General features: G+C 59.3%; 16 protein-coding genes. 11 read left to right on the top strand and 5 right to left on the bottom strand.

Translation table 11 applies throughout. The features are described 5' to 3' along the window. From ALO43_RS25490 to ALO43_RS25480, 3 genes are all read left to right on the top strand, one after another. On the top strand, positions 1-1,206 hold the full coding sequence (locus ALO43_RS25490; protein WP_005892867.1) for an amino acid deaminase: 1,206 nt from the start codon (positions 1-3) through the stop codon (positions 1,204-1,206). Positions 1,207-1,232: 26 nt separating this feature from the next. Further along, complete coding sequence (gene kdgK / locus ALO43_RS25485) at positions 1,233-2,156, top strand: 2-dehydro-3-deoxygluconokinase (protein ID WP_054989128.1); 924 nt, start codon at positions 1,233-1,235, stop codon at positions 2,154-2,156. 130 nt (positions 2,157-2,286) lie between these two features. After that, positions 2,287-4,776, top strand: coding sequence for a UvrD-helicase domain-containing protein (locus tag ALO43_RS25480; RefSeq protein WP_054998330.1), 2,490 nt, complete (start codon positions 2,287-2,289; stop codon positions 4,774-4,776). Between the two features lie 32 nt (positions 4,777-4,808). Here the strand turns inward: ALO43_RS25480 and ALO43_RS25475 are convergent, their stop codons facing one another. Next, positions 4,809-5,075 (bottom strand): DUF1652 domain-containing protein, encoded by a 267-nt coding sequence (locus ALO43_RS25475; protein ID WP_005890896.1) that lies wholly within the window; start codon positions 5,073-5,075, stop codon positions 4,809-4,811. Positions 5,076-5,450: 375 nt separating this feature from the next. Here ALO43_RS25475 and ALO43_RS25470 point away from each other — a divergent pair, with 375 nt between their 5' ends. Further along, positions 5,451-6,530, top strand: a complete 1,080-nt coding sequence (locus ALO43_RS25470) for a polyamine ABC transporter substrate-binding protein (RefSeq protein ID WP_054998329.1) — start codon at positions 5,451-5,453, stop codon at positions 6,528-6,530. 27 nt (positions 6,531-6,557) lie between these two features. On the opposite strand, the gene ALO43_RS25465 is transcribed toward ALO43_RS25470, so the two are convergent. Genes ALO43_RS25465 through ALO43_RS25455 form a run of 3 tightly spaced genes read right to left on the bottom strand, consistent with a single transcriptional unit; the run spans position 6,558 to position 9,124 of the window. Then, positions 6,558-7,271 (bottom strand): ABC transporter ATP-binding protein, encoded by a 714-nt coding sequence (locus ALO43_RS25465; RefSeq protein ID WP_054998328.1) that lies wholly within the window; start codon positions 7,269-7,271, stop codon positions 6,558-6,560. 3 nt (positions 7,272-7,274) lie between these two features. Continuing rightward, positions 7,275-8,117 carry an ABC transporter permease gene (locus tag ALO43_RS25460; RefSeq protein ID WP_054998327.1) on the bottom strand — a complete coding sequence of 281 codons (843 nt, stop codon included), beginning with the start codon at positions 8,115-8,117 and terminating at the stop codon, positions 7,275-7,277. After that, positions 8,114-9,124, bottom strand: coding sequence for an aliphatic sulfonate ABC transporter substrate-binding protein (locus tag ALO43_RS25455; RefSeq protein WP_054998326.1), 1,011 nt, complete (start codon positions 9,122-9,124; stop codon positions 8,114-8,116). The genes ALO43_RS25460 and ALO43_RS25455 overlap by 4 nt, the downstream gene beginning before the upstream one ends. 32 nt (positions 9,125-9,156) lie before the next feature. On the opposite strand from ALO43_RS25455, the gene ALO43_RS25450 reads away from it, so the two are divergent. Together ALO43_RS25450 and ALO43_RS25445 are read left to right on the top strand one after the other, a co-directional pair. After that, positions 9,157-9,372, top strand: coding sequence for a hypothetical protein (locus tag ALO43_RS25450; RefSeq protein WP_054998325.1), 216 nt, complete (start codon positions 9,157-9,159; stop codon positions 9,370-9,372). A 252-nt stretch (positions 9,373-9,624) separates the two neighbouring features. Beyond that, complete coding sequence (locus ALO43_RS25445; RefSeq protein ID WP_042932330.1) at positions 9,625-10,311, top strand: hypothetical protein; 687 nt, start codon at positions 9,625-9,627, stop codon at positions 10,309-10,311. Positions 10,312-10,341: 30 nt separating this feature from the next. Here ALO43_RS25445 and ALO43_RS25440 read toward each other — a convergent pair whose 3' ends face one another. After that, positions 10,342-11,337, bottom strand: a complete 996-nt coding sequence (locus ALO43_RS25440) for an aldo/keto reductase (RefSeq protein ID WP_024671518.1) — start codon at positions 11,335-11,337, stop codon at positions 10,342-10,344. Between the two features lie 157 nt (positions 11,338-11,494). Here ALO43_RS25440 and lexA point away from each other — a divergent pair, with 157 nt between their 5' ends. The 5 genes from lexA to ALO43_RS25415 all read left to right on the top strand — a co-directional run. Next, a complete protein-coding gene (gene lexA / locus ALO43_RS25435; RefSeq protein ID WP_054998324.1) occupies positions 11,495-12,112 on the top strand; it encodes a transcriptional repressor LexA in 618 nt (205 codons plus the stop codon). After that, complete coding sequence (gene imuA, locus ALO43_RS25430; RefSeq protein WP_054998323.1) at positions 12,112-12,732, top strand: translesion DNA synthesis-associated protein ImuA; 621 nt, start codon at positions 12,112-12,114, stop codon at positions 12,730-12,732. Before lexA ends, imuA begins: the two co-directional genes overlap by 1 nt. 7 nt (positions 12,733-12,739) lie before the next feature. Then, complete coding sequence (locus tag ALO43_RS25425; protein ID WP_054998322.1) at positions 12,740-14,155, top strand: Y-family DNA polymerase; 1,416 nt, start codon at positions 12,740-12,742, stop codon at positions 14,153-14,155. Next, on the top strand, positions 14,152-17,247 hold the full coding sequence (locus ALO43_RS25420; protein WP_054998321.1) for an error-prone DNA polymerase: 3,096 nt from the start codon (positions 14,152-14,154) through the stop codon (positions 17,245-17,247). The genes ALO43_RS25425 and ALO43_RS25420 overlap by 4 nt, the downstream gene beginning before the upstream one ends. Positions 17,248-17,307: 60 nt before the next feature. Further along, on the top strand, positions 17,308-18,024 hold a 717-nt coding region (locus ALO43_RS25415), incomplete at its 3' end, for an urea carboxylase-associated family protein (protein ID WP_054998365.1).

Raw genomic sequence — 18,024 nt, 5'->3', positions numbered from 1 at the left:
ATGAGCACCGCCGTCATGGAAAAAGGTAATGCGCAACCGGGGAACAGCCTGGTCAGCGATGTCAGCCTGCCCGCGCTGGTCATTCACAATCAGGCACTAGAGCACAATATTCGCTGGATGCAGCGCTTTGTCACCGACAGCGGTGCGGAGCTGGCGCCGCATGGCAAGACCAGCATGGTCCCGGCATTGTTCCGCCGCCAACTGGACGCCGGTGCCTGGGGCATGACCCTGGCGACCGCTGTGCAGACCCAGGCTGCCTATGCTCATGGTGTAAGGCGTGTGCTGATGGCTAACCAGTTGGTCGGAACGCCGAACATGGCAGTGATCGCCGAGCTGCTGGCTGATCCGATGTTTGAATTTCACTGCATGGTCGATCACCCGGACAACGTGGCAGCGCTGGGGGCGTTTTTTGCATCGCGCGGGCTGCGTTTGAACGTGATGATCGAATACGGTGTGCCGGGCGGGCGCTGCGGCTGCCGTAGCGAAGCTCAGGTGCTGGCCCTGGCTGACGCCGTTCAGGCTCAACCGGCGCTGGCGTTGACCGGCATTGAGGGGTACGAGGGCGTCATCCATGGTGATCAGGCGGTTGCCGGCATCAAGGAATTCGCTGCGTCGCTGGTGCGCCTGGCGGTCGAGTTGCAGAACAAAGGCGCCTTCGCCCTGAATCGCCCGATCGTGACGGCTTCAGGCTCGGCCTGGTATGACCTGATCGCCGAAGCCTTCGACGCTCAGGCGGTTCGCGAGCGGTTCCTCAGCGTTCTGCGGCCCGGCAGCTACGTGGTGCATGACCACGGTATCTACAAGGATGCGCAATGCTGCGTGCTGGACCGGCGCGCCGAGTTGAGCGAGGCGCTGCGTCCGGCCCTTGAAGTCTGGGCGCATGTGCAGTCAATGCCTGAAACAGGTTTCGCGGTCATTGCCATGGGCAAGCGCGATGTTGCCTACGATGCAGGGCTGCCCAACCCGCTGTTGTGCTACAAACCGGGTGCGTCGCCCGGTTCAGGGGTCGATGTCAGCGCCTGCCAGGTCACTGCGGTGATGGATCAGCATGCCTTCATGACAGTTGCGCCCGGCTGCGAGCTGCGCGTGGGCGATATCATTTCTTTCGGCACCTCGCACCCGTGTCTGACCTTCGACAAGTGGCGTTCAGGTTGCCTGGTGGATGATGACCTACGGGTTATCGAACCTTTCACTACCTGTTTCTAGTTCAAGCTTTTGCAGGAGTCAACGCTATGAGCCTTCCACGAATCGCCCTGATCGGCGAGTGCATGATTGAGTTGCAACAGCATGCCGACGGCAGCCTGCACCAGAGCTTTGGTGGTGACACTCTGAATACCGCCGTCTATCTCTCCCGTCTGCTGGGAGAGCGCGCCAAGGTTGACTATGTCACTGCGCTGGGCGACGACAGTTTCAGCGATGCCATGTGCCGGGCGTGGGCCGACGAGGGCATTGGTCTGGGCAAAGTGCAGCGTATGTCGGGCCGGTTGCCGGGGTTGTACTGCATTCAGACCGATGCCAGTGGTGAGCGTCGTTTTCTTTACTGGCGTAATGAGGCCGCCGTGCGCGACTGTTTCATGACGCCGGCTGCCGAACCGATTCTTGCGGCACTGGCCAGCTATGACGTGTTGTACTTCAGCGGCATTACGCTGGCGGTGCTGGGCGAACAGGGGCGTGCGCGCCTGCTGGAAGCGCTGGGCCGTGCCCGCGCGCGCGGCGTCAGGGTGGCATTCGACAACAACTATCGGCCTCGGCTGTGGGCCAGTGTCGAGCAGGCACGCGAGGCCTACCAGGCGTGCTTGCCGTATGTGGATCTGGCGCTGCTGACCGATGATGACGAGCAGGCGCTTTACGGTTACACCGACAGCGAGCAATTGCTCGCAGCTTATCGCGATCGCGGCATCGGAGAGGTGGTGGTCAAGCGCGGTGCGCAGAGCTGCCTGATCGAGGCGGGTGGAGAGCGCTTTGAAGTTGCGCCCCAACGCGTTAAGAACATTGTCGATACAACGGCAGCCGGAGACTCATTCAGCGCTGCCTACCTGGCTGCGCGACTGCTGGGTGAAAACCCTTTACAGGCCGCCGAAGCAGGGCATCGGCTTGCCGGCGTGGTCATTCAGCATCGGGGTGCCTTGATACCGAAAACAGTCATGCCGCTTTGATAGCACCTGCTACATTGCATGCAGTTGATCGGCTAACGCACTGACAGCAAAGCATTTCACTGGAACCTGCAGACGAATCCAGCCACCATAGGCGCCTGTATTCTGTCTGCAAGCCACCAATGGAGTCTGCGTGCCCGACGATCTGCCTTCCGAGCTTCCCCATGACCTGGATGTCGATCTGCTGCCGCAGCGCCAGCTGCCGTTTCTCAAACGTCTGCTGGCGCGTGTGATGGCGCGCGGTCTGACCAGGCTGAGCGCGCAGCACACGCCGTCGTGGTTTCAGGGGCACGCCGACGGCTACCTGAACGGTCATATCGAAGGGGTCAGCGAGGGTTATGCCGAAGGCTATCTCGATGGCCAGGAGCAGGGCCGTCAGGTTCTGGTCATCAATGACAAGCGTCCGGCTCTGCATCGCGGTCCTAAAGTGGACGATCATCTGTTCGATGACTGGCGTGTTGCGCTGACGCCTGAGCTGAAGAAGCGCGTCAAGAGTGACGTGGCCGAAAAGCTGCCTGCGCAGGCTCAGCCCAGTGCCGCGCAATGGAAGATGATTTTCAGTGACACGCCGTCCACTTACGTGATCGCAGGTGCCGGGGCGGGCAAATCTACATCGCTGGTATTGCGTATCCTGCTGCTGCATCACTATCTGGGCTTTGAGCTGAACGCGATGACGGTGGTGACCTTCACCCGGGAATCGCGCAAGGATTTCATCAGCAAACTGATCGATGTCATGGCCTTGTGGGGGCATGCAATGGGGCAAAAACAGGCCCGGGACCTGGTGCGCACCTTCCACTCGCGCATTCTGCCGCTGGTGCGCAGCCTGCCGGGGTTTGATCAGCTGCGAGCGTTCGAGAACCTCGGCAATCAGTCTGCGGGGGCAGAGGATGCGGACAGCAACCCCTTTGATCTGCGGATCAACGACGCTCAGCGCCAGCAGTTGAACCTGTGTTATCGCGACTTGTACGCCAGCAATGAGCGTTTTCGCGAGGTTATGGCGCCGCTTTATCGACACGCCTTGCAGCTCAAGGAGCTGGACCGCGATCACCCTGACGTGCAAAAGCGCGTCACGGTGACCGAACTGTCCTCGAAACGGGATGAAGAGTGGTGTGACACTGTCGAGGACCTGTGGATCCGCGCCGGGGTCTGGCCTATAAAGGGCATTGAGCCTATGCGCCAAACCGTTGAAATAAATGGTTTTCCGTTTCATTTTCACGGTTATATCGCGGAGCTGGATGCCTGGGTCGTATTGGGCCTGGACGCCAGTGAGGATCAGCAGCTGAAACGCCCGGGCGCCAAACTGCCAGTCTGGGCCGAAGGCGTCATAAAGCGCACCCTGCTTCAAGCTTTCTGTAGTAAGCCATTGATATGGTTAGATAACTATCGATCAGCCAGCGAGGTGTTGCAGTCGTTGTCCGGGGCTGCAGTGGCCGGGCCGGGATTCGATTATCGTGTCAAAGGCGAGTTGAGCGCAGCACCGTTGCTGGACTGCTTTGTCAGCGCCGCCGGCTTCATCGAGAACCTCGGGCTGGATGTGCCAGACGCCGTCGCCGAAATGAGTTTCGCCAGCGATGACCCGGACCGCTTCTTCTTCGAGGCGCTCAGCCTGTTCTGGAAAGCCTTCGAACAACACCTTCAGGCCCAGACGCCTCCGATCATGACCTACAACCGCATGTTTGCATTGTTCGGAGAAACCTCGCCGGAAAACCTCAAACACGTCAGTGACGAGGTGTTGAGACCGCTGTCACATTTGATGATCGACGAATTTCAGGACGTTTCGCCACAGATCGTTTCGTGGATTCGCGCCAGTCTGCGAGAGATCAGGCGTCGTGGTCCCGCAATGCACGTCGGGCGTATCGCGCAGCATTCATCATTGCTGTGCGTGGGTGATGACTGGCAATCGATCTATGGGTGGCGGGGCAGTTCGCCGAAGTACTTCATGGAGTTCGCCAAGGAGTTTTCCTCTCCGGCGACCACCAAGGTCATGCTCAGCGAGAATTTTCGCAGCCATCAACACATCATCGACGCGGCCGAGCATATTGTTCGTGCCGCACCGGCCATTCCCGGCAAGAAAGCCCGTGCCAGCGGTGCGCCTCAGGAGTTGTTGCCTGTCAAAGTACTGGACCGCGACGAGAACGAACTGGCCGAGCGTGTGGCCGAGCACTACAACGACGGCGATTCGATTCTGTTGCTCTATCGCAAGGGTAGCGAGAAAGCCCGGTTTGCCGAGCGTCTGCAGGCGTTGATCGATGCCGACGCCGCAACGGGCAATCAGGGTCGGCGTATCAGGACGCTTACCTACCACAGTTCCAAAGGGCTGCAGGCAGATGCCGTATTCCTGTTGGGCGATTGTCAGCACCTCACCGTCTCGCCTTACAAGAATCAGGTCTATCGGCTTGCCGGTCTGGGCGACGCGAACGATCTTCAGCCGTTCGATACCGCGCAAAAGGATGAAGTCTTGCGTCTCGCTTACGTGGCCATCACCCGCTCGGCACGGCATTGTTATTGGTACATAGACGAAACAGCAGGTGCAGCGGCGGCCGACAGTGCTCACATGCCCAAGGCATCAGACCGTATTGCCCGGGATAAGCCGTTCTTTGATGATCTGCGTGGCAGGGTTTAGGTGCAGTCGATGATTTCACTTCGACTACATGCTCAGGAGAAGCTGGTTATCTGCTGATGCGTACTTGAACCGAACAATTCGAGCTCGTCCTCGATCGCTTCGATGATGCGCTCGACGTCGGCTGCGTTCATCACCGTAGAGCAAGGCAAGCCGGCAATCGCCACTACCGTTTCGCCACTTGCGCGATCGAACAGTCGGGCAATCATGCTGCCAGGCGCATCCATCGAGGCTTCGAAGCCAACTGGATGAAAGTGCCAGCGCATCAACTGGCAGGCGTTGGGAAAGGTGACTTTGTTCATAGCGATGGCCCACCTGAATCAACCGAGCTTCCAATGCTCCATGGGGTAGGCAGACCAGTCAGGATGTGTCTGGCAAAGTCATGATGACCAGACGATGAGCGGCCTTGCCAATCATCTGTCGGGACGCTGCTTTCCAGCAGGTTTACTGAGCGATCTGACGAACACTGAAAATAGCATCAGTCAGGCTTTTGCTGGAAAAAATTTTTATGACGCTTGATGAAAAAATTCAATTATATGAGCGGTATCATTAAAAGGTATTGATAGGTTCGCGCCATACAGTTATTAACGACTTGAGGGCGTGGACATCCCCCGTACCACAGTGGTTTTCCCGTAGCACCTCGGGCAAGCTGTCACTACTGACCCGAGGAACTGCGCATGCTGAAAAGATCCTTTGCTGCACTGATGCTGCTTGCCTCTACCAGCCATGCGGCTGAAACGGTCAATATATATAACTGGACAGACTATATTGCTCCGGACACGCTCGAAAAATTCGAAGCGGCCAGTGGCTTCAAGACCACTTATGAGACTTTCGAAAGCAACGAAGCGCTGGACGCAAAGCTGGTGGCGGGTCATTCGGGCTATGACCTGGTCTTTCCGTCCATCCACTTCATGGGGCAGCAGATCGACAAGGGCCTGCTCAAGACCCTCGACAGAAGCCAGTTGCCCAATTGGAAAAACCTCAACCCGGTATTGCTCAAGGTTCTCGAGGCTGGCGATCCTGGCAACCAACATGGTTTTCCTTACCTCTGGGGCAGCACCGGAATCGGCTACGACGCCGTCAAGGTCAAAGCGCTGCTCGGCAAAGATGCGCCGGTTGACTCCTGGGGGCTGGTCCTGAAACCGGAAAACATGAAAAAACTTGCCCAATGCGGCGTTGCGTTTCTGGACAGCGCGCCTGCGCTGCTGCCCATTACCCTCAATTACCTCGGCTTGCAGCCGCACAGTGAAGTACCAAGCGACTATGCGCAGGCCAGGAAAGTGCTCGACAGCGTAAGGCCATATATTCGCAATTTCAGCTCGGCCGATTACATCGCCGACCTGGCTGCGGGCAAAATCTGCGTAGCGGTAGGTTATTCGGGCGATATTTCCCAGGCTCAGGAGTTGGCCAAAAAAGTCGCAGACGGTCCGAACATCACCTACGTGGTGCCCAGGGAGGGGGCTCCGATGTGGTTCGACATGATTGCCATTCCTGCCGATGCCCCGAACACCAAGGGCGCCTACGCCTTCATGAATTATCTGCTGCGGCCGGAAGTGATCGCCAACATCACCAATACCGTGCATTACGCCAACGGTAACGAGAAAGCAGATGCCTTGATCAGTCCTGCGCTCTGGACTGATACCGACGTATACCCCGATGCCGAGATGCTGAGCCGGTTGTTTGTCATGGTGCAGGTGCCGATCAATATCGAAGTCCTGCGCTTGGGCATCTGGGACACCTTCAAAAACACCCCCTGAAGGGCCGGCCATCTGCTGTCTGGCGTGTCAAATGACATGCGCCTGATGCAGTCCGGTCAGTGCCTGGGCCTTCAGGCGAGCCAGTAACGGATCTCCGCGGTCTCTGGGTGCTGGCACTTCGACCAGCAGTTTATGGGTGATGGTGCCGGGGCGGTTGCCCATAACCAGCACCCGGTCGCTCAAGTACAACGCCTCGTCGACATCGTGAGTGACCAGCAACAGTGCGATGGCATGACGCTGAGCCAGTTGTAGCAGCAGGTCCTGGAGCTTCATGCGGGTAAATGCATCCACCGCGCTGAATGGCTCATCAAGCAGCAATATTGCCGGATGCGAATACATGCCTCGGGCGAGTGCCACGCGTTGCGCCATTCCCCCTGACAGCGCTTTGGGCAAGGCATCTGCAAAACCCGACAGACCCACTTCCTCGATCAATTGCTTGACCCAGGCGCGATCGTAGCTGTCATCGTCGCTGAAACCGATATTCTGTTCGACGGTCAGCCAGGGCATCAGGCGCGGCTCCTGAAACACGAACGCAACCTCGCCCTGTACCCGCTCCACCGAACCCCGAAAGTCCTGCTCCAGTCCGGCGACGATTCGGAGCAGGGTGCTTTTACCGCAGCCGCTGGGGCCCAGCAGACTCACGACTTCACCCAACCGCAATGATAGGGCTATGTCACGCAATACTGTATCGCCAGCAAAAGTTTTGCGTTCCACTCGAATATCCATCAACACATCCGGCATTGATCAATCCCCCTGACCGTTGAAGGTGTCTCGCCAGGCGAGAAAGCGTTTTTCGAGACCCGCCAGCACGCTGTCGCTCAGCTTGCCCAGTGTTGCCAGAACGATGATGGCGGCCAGCACGATGTCCGGGCGCGAGGTTTCGCGGCCGTCACTGAGCAAATAACCCAGGCCTTTGGTGGCTGCGATCAACTCGGCGGCCACCAGAAACATCCAGGCCAGGCTCATGCCGCTACGCAGTCCGGTGAACAGACCGGGCAGGGCGGCAGGCAACAATATGCGCCGAGTGAGGCGGTAACGATTGAAGCCATACATCTGCCCGACCTCCACCAGCTTGCGGTCAATGCCTCGAATCGCTGCCACGCCGTTGAGGTAAACAGGGAAAAACGCCCCGATCGCAATCAATACGACTTTCGAGGTTTCGCCAATGCCCAGCCATAGCAGCAGAAGCGGCACCCAAGCCAGGCTCGGTATGGAGCGAAGGCCGGCGAAGGTCGGTTCCAGATAAGCCTCTGCCTCTCGACTGAGGCCCACCCAGGCGGCAAACACCAAGGCCAGACCGGCGCCGATGAAAAATCCGCTGAGCACGCGCAACAGGCTGGCACTGATGTGCTTCCACAGTGCGCCATCTGCCAGATCCCGCAGCGTCAGCAGGATGTCGCTGGGGGCTGGCATCTGATAGGACGGCAACCAGCCGATGCGTACGATTATTTCCAGCAACACAACGATCACCGCAGGCACGACCAGGCCTTTGAGTGGCGTTTTGTAGCGCTGCCAGAGTGTGCGTTGCACCTCGTCAGACAATACTGGCGGCGCCGAGGCGGGTAACGATTTGTCTCGGCTGGTCATGGGTTCGCGGTCACGGCTCTGGAAAATTCAGGCGTGATCAACTGATCAATCACCTGTTCGACATTCACACCTTTGCGCACCAAGTCCTCAGACACCAGAATGGGTGCTGCCAACCTGGACGCTTCCACGTCTTTTGCGCTCAATTGCGGGTTGCTCAGGTCTGTGCGTGACAATTGCAGCCTGGCGACATCCAGCGGCAGGCCCGACTCGGTGGCCAGCAATTTTGCGAGCTCATCGGGGTTTTTCACCGCCCACTCACGGGCTTTTTCATAGGCGGCCAATACAGTCCTGATCGCTTGCGGGTGCTCTTTGGCATAGGTTTCAGTGACACTCAGAACGCCATAACTGTTGAAGTCCTTATTGCGGTAAAGCAAGCGAGCGCCGGACTGGATTTCACTGGCCGCCATATGTGGGTCAAGCCCGGCCCACGCGTCCACGTCACCTTTCTCAAGCGCGGTACGGCCATCTGGATGCTGCAGGTGCAGTAGCTCGACATCATCTTTTTTCAACCCGGCCTGTTGCAGGGCACGCAAGGTGAACAGGCAAGGATCGGTGCCCTTGGTCGCGGCGATTTTCTTGCCTTTGAGTTCGGCGACCGATTGCAGGGTTGAGTCCTTGCGCACCACCAAAGCCGTCCATTCTGCACGGCTATAGACGTAGACCGACTTGATCGGGCTGCCGTTGGCCTTGGCCAGTACCGCGGACAGGCTGGCCGACGAAGCAAAATCGACGCTGCCGCTGTTCAGATATTCCAGCGAGCGGTTACTGCCCTGAGTCAGTACCCAAGTGACTTTGGCATCCGGCAGAGCTTTCTCCAGCCAGCCGAAATGCTTGAGCGCCAGGCTGACCGGCGAGTAATAGGCATAATCCAGGCGCACTTCGGCAGGCGCCGTTTCTGCGCCCTGAACCACGCCTTGCAGGCTCCACGCGATTGCACAGGCCGCGGCCACCCAGCGGACGAGACGGCGTGAGGTCAGCAGCCGATAAGAAACGGGGGGTTGTGTCATAGTGGGCGTCCAGATAAAGGAACAGGGCTGCAATGACTGATTTGTATATTCAAAATCAGCAGTCCAAAGTGTGTGAAATTCACAAAATGGAATATTGCACGCTCTGTGCCAATGACCTGAAGCTTTGGGCAGGCAAGGACTCGGGACGTTTCTCAGTACAACGCGTTGTTGAACAGGTAGCAGCCTGTGAGTTTGCTGTTGGGCGAGCAACAGTAGGCCTTATTACTCTGCTTTCGACGGTTTTCTGACAGTTCTCTCTGTATGCGGGACGGTTTTTTTCATGGCGATTGCAACAGAATCGCTTTTTGACACTCTTAATCGTCCACATTCTTAATTTCGAAACATGTGCGCACTAAGATTCGCGCGTGATCAGGGGTGCTCGCTATTGCGCCCTTGCTCTACTGATCCGCAGAAACTCTCGGGACGAACTGCACACGCTTGCACATTCGCACCAGCCAATGGGCTGATCCCTTTCAAATGCGCAACGGACTCAGAAGATAATGAATATTCCAAAAATGCCTTTGACCGCCCGTCTTCAGCGCCGTATCGCCTGGTTCTTTTTCCCGTCAGTGCTTGTGGCATCTGCACTGGTTCTGTTTGCCATGGGTAAAGGTGTGCATGCCGAACCCAAGAACGGCACCCAGACTCTGGTCTTTCTTCGCCACGCCGAAAAGCCGGCGATGGGGTTGGGGCAGTTAAACTGCCAAGGGCTCAACCGGGCCATAGAGCTGTCGGAAGTGCTTCCCAGAGAATTCGGCAAGGCTGACTTTATTTTCGCCGCCAACCCCAGCCGGCATGTGGAAGAAGGTGAGGGCGACTTGTCCTACAGCTATGTCCGGCCCCTGATGACGGTCGGGCCAAGTGCGATCAAGCTGGGTCTGCCGGTCAATATCGACTTCGGCGCCAATGACACCAGTGAACTTGCCAGCGAGTTTATGCAGGACAAGTACCATAACTCGATCATCTACACCGCCTGGTCGCACGGCTACCTGCCGGAGCTGATCAACAAGGTCGCTGAAGAGGCGTCTGGCAAGGCCGTCAACCTGGTGGATGACTGGACCGGCGACGATTTCGACTCAGTGGTGGTGGTCACGTTGAAGTGGGTCGATGGCAAAGCCACGCTGGATTACAAGACTCACAAGCAAGGCCTCAACAACGGCACCGAGGCTTGCCCTACGACAACCTGATACCCGCCGCTTGATCGGGTATCGGATCTGTCAGCCGTTGAGAGACTTCATCGATTCCGGGCTGTAACGCTCACCTGAAGCTGCCCCTCGGGACGGAAAGATTGCGTCCAGTCGGGCCAGTTCATCTTCACTCAGGGTCAGCGTGGTTGCGGCCACATTGCTCTCCAGATACTTGCGTTGTTTGGTGCCTGGAATCGGAATGATGTCGTTGCCTTGCGCCAGAACCCAGGCCAGCGCCAGTTGAGAGGCACTGATGCCCTTGGCTGCGGCCAGCGTCTTGACCTGTTCCACCAATGCCAGATTACGATTGAAGTTCTCGCCCTGAAAGCGTGGGCTGAAGCGTCGGTAATCATCGGCGGCGAAGTCGTCAGGGGTCTGTAGCGCGCCGGTCAGAAAGCCACGGCCCAGCGGGCTGTAGGCAACAAAGGCAATGCCCAGACGACGGCAGGTGGCAAGCACATCATTGTGTTCCGGGTCTCGTGACCAAAGCGAGTACTCGCTTTGTACCGCTGCCAACGGATGCACCTTGTGCGCTCTTTCGATGGTCGCGGCACTGGCTTCACAGATGCCGATATGACGAACCTTGCCTGCCTTGACGAGCTCGGCCATCGCGCCAATGGTTTCTTCGATCGGCACATTCGGGTCTACGCGGTGCTGATAATAAAGGTCGAGGTAATCGGTATTCAGCCGCTTGAGGCTGCCTTCGATGGCCTGGCGGATGTACTCAGGGCTGCCATTTACCCCTCGCGCATGCGGGTCGTCACCGCGCACGATTCCGAACTTGCTGGCCAGATGGACTCCCTCACGCTTGCCTTGCAGGGCCCGCCCCAGCAGGGCCTCATTGGTATACGGGCCGTACATGTCAGCCGTATCAAGAAAAGTGACACCCAGCTCCAGCGCACGGTGCAGCGTTGCGATGGACTCCTGCTCATCAATGCCGGTGGTATAGAAATCCGACATGCCCATGCAACCCAAGCCTGTAGCGGAAACCTGCGGACCGTTTTTACCCAGTTGGCGCGTGATCACAATGAGTACTCCTGATGCTTGAAGAGCCGTAGAGTGTCTGCTCTTTGACTGGCGCTATAAACCGGGTGTTTGTGATTTCACTGTTGGGAAAATCCGAATAATAGCCTTCCTCAATCCGACCAAACGCGCTAGCCACAAAATACCGAAAGGAGTACAAATGTACTCCATGAGCACATTATCTCCACGTCGTAGCGCCATCCTTACCTTCATCCGCGACCGCATCGCGCAGCAAGGGCAATCGCCGAGCCTGGCGGAAATTTCCGAAGCTTTCGGTTTTGCTTCACGCAGCGTGGCGCGCAAACATATTGTGGCACTGACCGAGGCTGGTCTGATCGAGGTCGTGCCGCATCAGGCCCGCGGTATTCGTCTGCTGAACAGTGAACCGCGTCCTGAGCTGCTGGAAATTCCGGTGCTGGGCCGTGTGGCTGCAGGTGCTCCCATCGGGCCGGATCTGGATATACACACCACGCTGCATCTGGATCGCAGCACGTTCACCCGCGTGCCCGACTACCTGTTGCGCGTGCAGGGCGACTCGATGATCGAGGACGGTATTCTTGATGGCGATCTGGTCGGTGTACACCGCAACCCGCACGCCAGTGATGGGCAGATCGTCGTTGCCCGTCTGGACGGCGAGGTCACCATCAAGCGTCTGCAGCACCGCGGCGATCAGTTGCACCTGCTGCCGCGCAACCCGGCTTACCAACCGATCATCGTCACGCCCGATCAGGACTTCGCCATCGAAGGCGTGTTCTGCGGGCTGGTCCGGCGCGAATGATGGGCGCGGTGGTCAGTCTGGACGCCTTGCTGGACGAGCGCAGGGTCTGGAAGGGTCGTCAGCAGGGCGCGTCGCAGGTCAGCCCGCATCCCAGCGGGCATGCGGCGCTGGACAGCGCTTTGCCCACTGGTGGCTGGCCTGCTTCGGCGCTGACCGAAATCCTCATTGCGGCCAATGGCAGCGGTGAATTGCGCCTGTTGTGGCCGAGCCTGGCGCGTTTGTCGGGCAGTGGTGAGCGCATCGTGCTGGTCGCTCCGCCTTATATTCCCTATCCACAGGCCTGGCTCGCTGCCGGGGTCGACCTGCGTCATCTGGTGGTGATCGAGGCCGGTACGCGTGATGCCTTGTGGGCGGCCGAGCAGTGCTTGCGTTCGGGCAGTTGTGGCGCGGTTATTTGCTGGCCCGGCATGGTCGATGACCGTGCATTGCGGCGCTTGCAGGTGGCCGCCGAAACCGGGCAGACCCTGGCATTTGCCTGTCGCCCCCAACAGGCTGCCGCCAACCCATCGCCGGCCGCACTGCGGATCGCTGTCGATACCTGTCCGGCACAAATGCGCGTGCTCAAGTGCCGCGGCGGGCTGGCACCGCCTTTTCCGATTCCATTCCCGACCGACGCTTGAGGTTCTTATGCTGTGGGCCTGTGTCTTGCTGCCACAATTGGCGCTCGACGGCGTCATGCGTCGTCGCAGCGATCCTGATGAGCCATTGGCGCTGATCAGCGGCAGTGCGCATCGGCGCGTTCTGCAAACTGTCAATCCGGCTGCGCGGGCATTGGGGCTGAGGGCAGGGCAGTCATTGACAGCGGCGCAGGCACTCGTGCCGGGCTTTGCGACGGTCGTACACGACCCCGCCGACACCGAGCAGTTGCAGCAACTGCTGGCTGCCTGGGCCTACGGTTTCAGCTCCAGTGTCAGCCTCAAATACCCTCGGGTGCTGTTGATGGAGATCGAGTCCAGCCTCAAGCTTTTCGGGCCGTGGCCTGTATTCGAGGCTCGCCTGCGTGAAGAACTGACAAAACAGGGTTTCCGCCACCGCATCGTGGTTGCTCCCAACCCGATAGCAGCGCGGATGCTGGCCAACATGCATGATGGCCTGAGCATTGATTGCCCGCATGAACTGCGTCGCACCCTGGAACAGATGCCACTGGATCGCATCGGGCTGAGTCGCGAGGCGGCCACTGCCATGACGCGCATGGGCCTGCGCAGCGTACGGCAGGTTCTGGCCTTGCCACGCGATACTTTGGCGCGACGTTTTCCGGCCAGTGTCCTGCAGCACCTTGACACACTGTTAGGGGAGCGGCCGGTGGCGCTCGAGTGCTACACGCCACCGGATTTCTTCGATGTGCGCATCGAGCTGAATTTTGATGTCGAATCGCATCAGGCCCTGTTATTTCCCCTCAAGCGTCTGATTGCCGATCTGGCCCTGTTCCTGGCCGGACGTGACAGTGGCGTGCAGCGCTTTGCCTTGCATCTGGAACACGTCGATGGCCCCGAGAGCGTGGTTCCGGTCGGGCTGTTGAGTGCCGAACGCGACCCCTCGATGCTCTTCGAACTGGCTCGTGGCAGGCTGGAACAAGTCCTGGTGGCCTCGCCGGTACGTGCCGTACGCTTGCAGGCCCGTGACCTGCCGGACTTTGTGCCGACGCACCGCGAGCTGTTCGATGAGCGCGTGCAACAGACCCTGCCGTGGGAGCAACTGCGCGAGCGCTTGCGCGCGCGTCTGGGTGACGAATCGGTCTGTGGCCTGCGTGCGCAGGCGGATCATCGTCCGGAATGTGCCTGGCAACCGCAAAGCACCAGCAAGCCGGTTTTGCCGGCACGCGGCGTTACACGCCCTGGCTGGCTGTTGCGCGAGCCATTGCCTTTGCCCGTCCATGCAACGCGCATCGTTGCAGGTCCCGAGCGAATCGAGTCCGGCTGGTGGGACGGTGGTGATGTGCGCCGTGATTATTATCTGGTCGAAACCGCCAATGGCCAGCGCGCCTGGGCGTATCGCTGCGTTGGCGAGCAGGGCGAACTGCTGCTGCATGGCTGGTTTGCATGAGTACCGATTACGCCGAGCTGCATTGCCTGTCCAACTTCAGTTTTCAGCGCGGCGCTTCAAGCGCCCGAGAATTGTTCGAGCGTGCCTTGCGCCACGGTTATACGGCGCTGGCAATCACCGATGAATGCACATTGGCGGGCATTGTCCGTGCCTGGCAGGCTTCGAAGGACACTGGTGTGCCGCTGATAGTCGGTAGCGAAATGCACATCGAGAACGGCCCGAAAGTTGTCCTCCTGGTGGAGAACAAGGCGGGATATGAAGCACTGTGCAAATTGATCACAGTGGCGCGGCGGCGGGCCAGGAAGGGCGAGTACCAACTGCTGTGCGAGGATATCGAGGTGTCGCTGGACGGTCTGCTGGCCATCTGGCTGCCGGACATCGGCGCTGATGCTCAAGCATGCCTGTCGCAGGGCAACTGGTTGCGCGAGCTCTTTGCCGAGCGCCTCTGGCTGGGCGTAGAGTTGCACCGCGGTCCGGATGACGATCAGCGCCTTGCTGACCTGCTGGCACTGGCGCAGGCGTTGGGCATTCCGGCAGTGGCCAGCGGTGACGTACACATGCATGCGCGCGGGCGACGTGTCTTGCAGGACACCATGACTGCCATCCGTCATCACACCACGGTAGCGGAAGCCGGGCACCTGTTGTTTGCCAACGGCGAGCGTCATTTACGGTCCCTCGACACGCTTGCAGAGCATTACCCCGACTGGCTGCTGGCCGAATCGGCACGCATCGCCCGGCGCTGCACGTTCGACCTGGACCAATTAAAGTATGAATACCCTCACGAGCTGGTTCCCAAAGGGCAAACTTCCTCATCGTGGCTGCGTGAGCTGACCGAACGCGGTATTCGCAGGCGCTGGCCGAATGGGCTGAGTACGGTGGCACGCGCACAGGTCGAAAAAGAACTCGCCCTGATCAAGGAAAAGAAATTCGACAGCTACTTTCTGACAGTTCACGACATTGTCGAGTTTGCCCGCAGCCAGCACATTCTTTGCCAGGGCCGTGGCTCGGCGGCCAACTCTGCGGTGTGCTACGCATTGGGCATTACCGAACTGAACCCGGAAAAGAGCAACCTGCTGTTCGAGCGCTTCATTTCCAGAGAGCGCGACGAGCCACCAGACATCGACGTGGATTTCGAGCATGACCGCCGCGAAGAAGTCATTCAGTACATTTTCCGGCGTTATGGCCGCGGCAGGGCGGCGCTGACCGCGGTGGCCAGCACCTACCACGGTTCAGGTGCGGTGCGTGACGTGGCCAAAGTGCTAGGGCTGCCACCCGACCAGATCAACACGCTGGCTGAAGCTTTCAGTCGCTGGAGCGACTCGCTGCCGTCGCCCGAGCGCCTGCGCGAATATGGTTTCAATGCCGAAACCCCCGTCCTCAAGCGTGTGCTGACCCTGACCGGCGAACTGATCGGCTTTCCTCGGCACCTGTCGCAGCATCCGGGTGGGTTCGTGATCTCCGAGCATCCGCTGGACACGCTGGTGCCGGTGGAAAACGCGGCGATGGCCGACCGCACTATTATCCAGTGGGACAAGGACGATCTGGACCTTGTCGGCCTGCTGAAAGTCGACATCCTTGCACTGGGCATGCTCAGCGCACTGCGCAGGACGTTCGATCTGGTGCATCTGCATCGTGGCAAACGATGGACGCTGGCAGGTCTGCCCGGTGATGATCGAAAAACCTACGAAATGATCAGCCGCGCCGACACCATCGGTGTGTTCCAGATCGAGTCCCGCGCGCAAATGGCCATGCTGCCGCGTCTCAGGCCGGAAAAGTTTTACGATCTGGTCATCGAAGTCGCCATCGTCCGGCCGGGGCCGATTCAAGGCGATATGGTTCATCCGTACCTGCGTCGGCGTAATGGTGAAGAAGCCGTTACTTATCCGCCAATGCTTGAGTCGGTTTTTAAACGTACCCTGGGCGTGCCGCTGTTTCAGGAGCAGGTCATGGAAGTGGCGATCATTGCGGCTGATTACACGCCCGGTGAGGCCGATCAGTTGCGTCGCGCGATGGCCGCCTGGAAACGCCACGGCGGGCTGGATCCGCACCGTGAGCGCTTACGCACTGGCATGCTGAAGAATGGTTACGAGGCAGATTTTGCCGACCGTATCTTCGAGCAGATCAAAGGTTTTGGCAGCTACGGCTTTCCCGAATCCCATGCCGCCAGTTTTGCCTTGCTGACCTACGCCAGTTGTTGGCTCAAATGCCATGAACCGGCAGCCTTTACCTGCGCACTGATCAACAGCTGGCCGATGGGTTTCTACAGCCCGGACCAACTGCTGCAGGACGCACGTCGCCATCACATCGAAATTCGTCCGGTGGACGTGCGTTACAGCCACTGGGATTGCTCGCTGGAGCCGGTCGAGCATCCAGACAGGACGCGCAATCTGGCCATTCGCCTGGGGTTGCGCATGCTGCGCAGTTTTCGCGAAGACGATGCCCTGCGTATCGAAGCGGCGCGCTCGAAACGGTCGTTTACCGATGCCACCGACCTGGCTCAGCGCGCTGGCCTGGACTCGCGCGCTGCCGAAGCACTGGCGGATTCCGGAGCCTTGCGCGGCCTGATCGGCCATCGGCACCGGGCGCGCTGGGAAGTGGCGGGGGTCGAGGCTCAGCGCCCGCTGTTCAGTGACCTGCCCGGCGAAGAAATCCACGTGACGCTGCCGTTGCCGACCGTGGCCGAAGACCTGGTGGCCGACTATGCCTCGCTGGGCACTACCTTGGGCCCGCACCCATTGGCCTTGCTGCGGCGGCAACTGACCGCCAAGCGCTTTCGCAGCTCGCAGGATCTGCTGACCCTCGAGAACGATCGAACCCTGAGCCTGGCAGGTCTGGTCATCGGTCGCCAACGACCAGGCACCGCCAGCGGCGTGACCTTCGTGACGCTGGAGGACGAGTTCGGCATGGTCAACGTCGTGGTCTGGCGCGACCTTGCCGAGCGTCAACGCAAGGTGCTGGTCGGCTCGCAGTTGCTGCAGGTGTTCGGGCGGCTGGAGTCAAACAATGGCGTGCGCCACCTGATCGCCCAGAGGCTCTATGACCTGACGCCGTTGCTGACCGGGCTGGATGTGCGCAGTCGGGATTTTCAGTGATCAGATCAGGCCCGCAACTTGCTGCGCCAATTGTTACATCTTGCCAGCGAGAAGACCGCCATGTACAAAGACTACCCAGCCGCTTACCAGGTCAGCAAAGGCGCCGCGCTGCAAGTGGACACGGCCTTTTACGAGCGTATCCGCGCCGATGCGCAGCAGCGTACGCTGGTCGAGCAGTTCGACGTGCCGATTCGCACCGGACGTGCCTGGAAGGTCAGGGCTGGCCAGGTGTTTCGCATAACCACACCGGTCGGCCCGCAAGTGGGGGATTTCAACGTGTGGAATGCCAATGATCCACGTGAACGCCTGTGGGCGGCGCGCACGCGTCAGTTGCAAGGCGCGCATGTCAGCACTCATGACCGGCTATGGTCGAACCTGCCGTTTTTAAGACCGCTGGTGACCATTACCGATGACAGTCTGGCCAGCTATGGCATCGACGAACATGGTGGCCGTCTGCACGACTTGCTTGGCACGCGCTGCGACCCGTACGTCAACAAAATGCTGACCGGTGAAGACTTCCATCATCACTGCCATTCGAATCTGACCCGCGCAGTGCTGCCGCACGGCTTGACCGAGTTTGACGTACATGACGTGCTGAACATTTTTCAGTGCACCGGCCTGAACCATGACGACATGTATTTCATGAAAGCCTGCCCGGCGCAGAAGGGCGACTATCTGGAATTCTTCGCAGAAATCGACCTGCTGTGCGCCTTGTCGACCTGTCCGGGTGGCGACCTGTCACTGCCAATGTGGGGGCCGGAAGCGCAGGACCCGCTA

Origin of the sequence: Pseudomonas tremae, from assembly GCF_001401155.1 — a bacterium.
Taxonomy (GTDB): domain Bacteria; phylum Pseudomonadota; class Gammaproteobacteria; order Pseudomonadales; family Pseudomonadaceae; genus Aquipseudomonas; species Aquipseudomonas tremae.
This window is presented reverse-complemented; position numbering and strand designations above follow the sequence as displayed.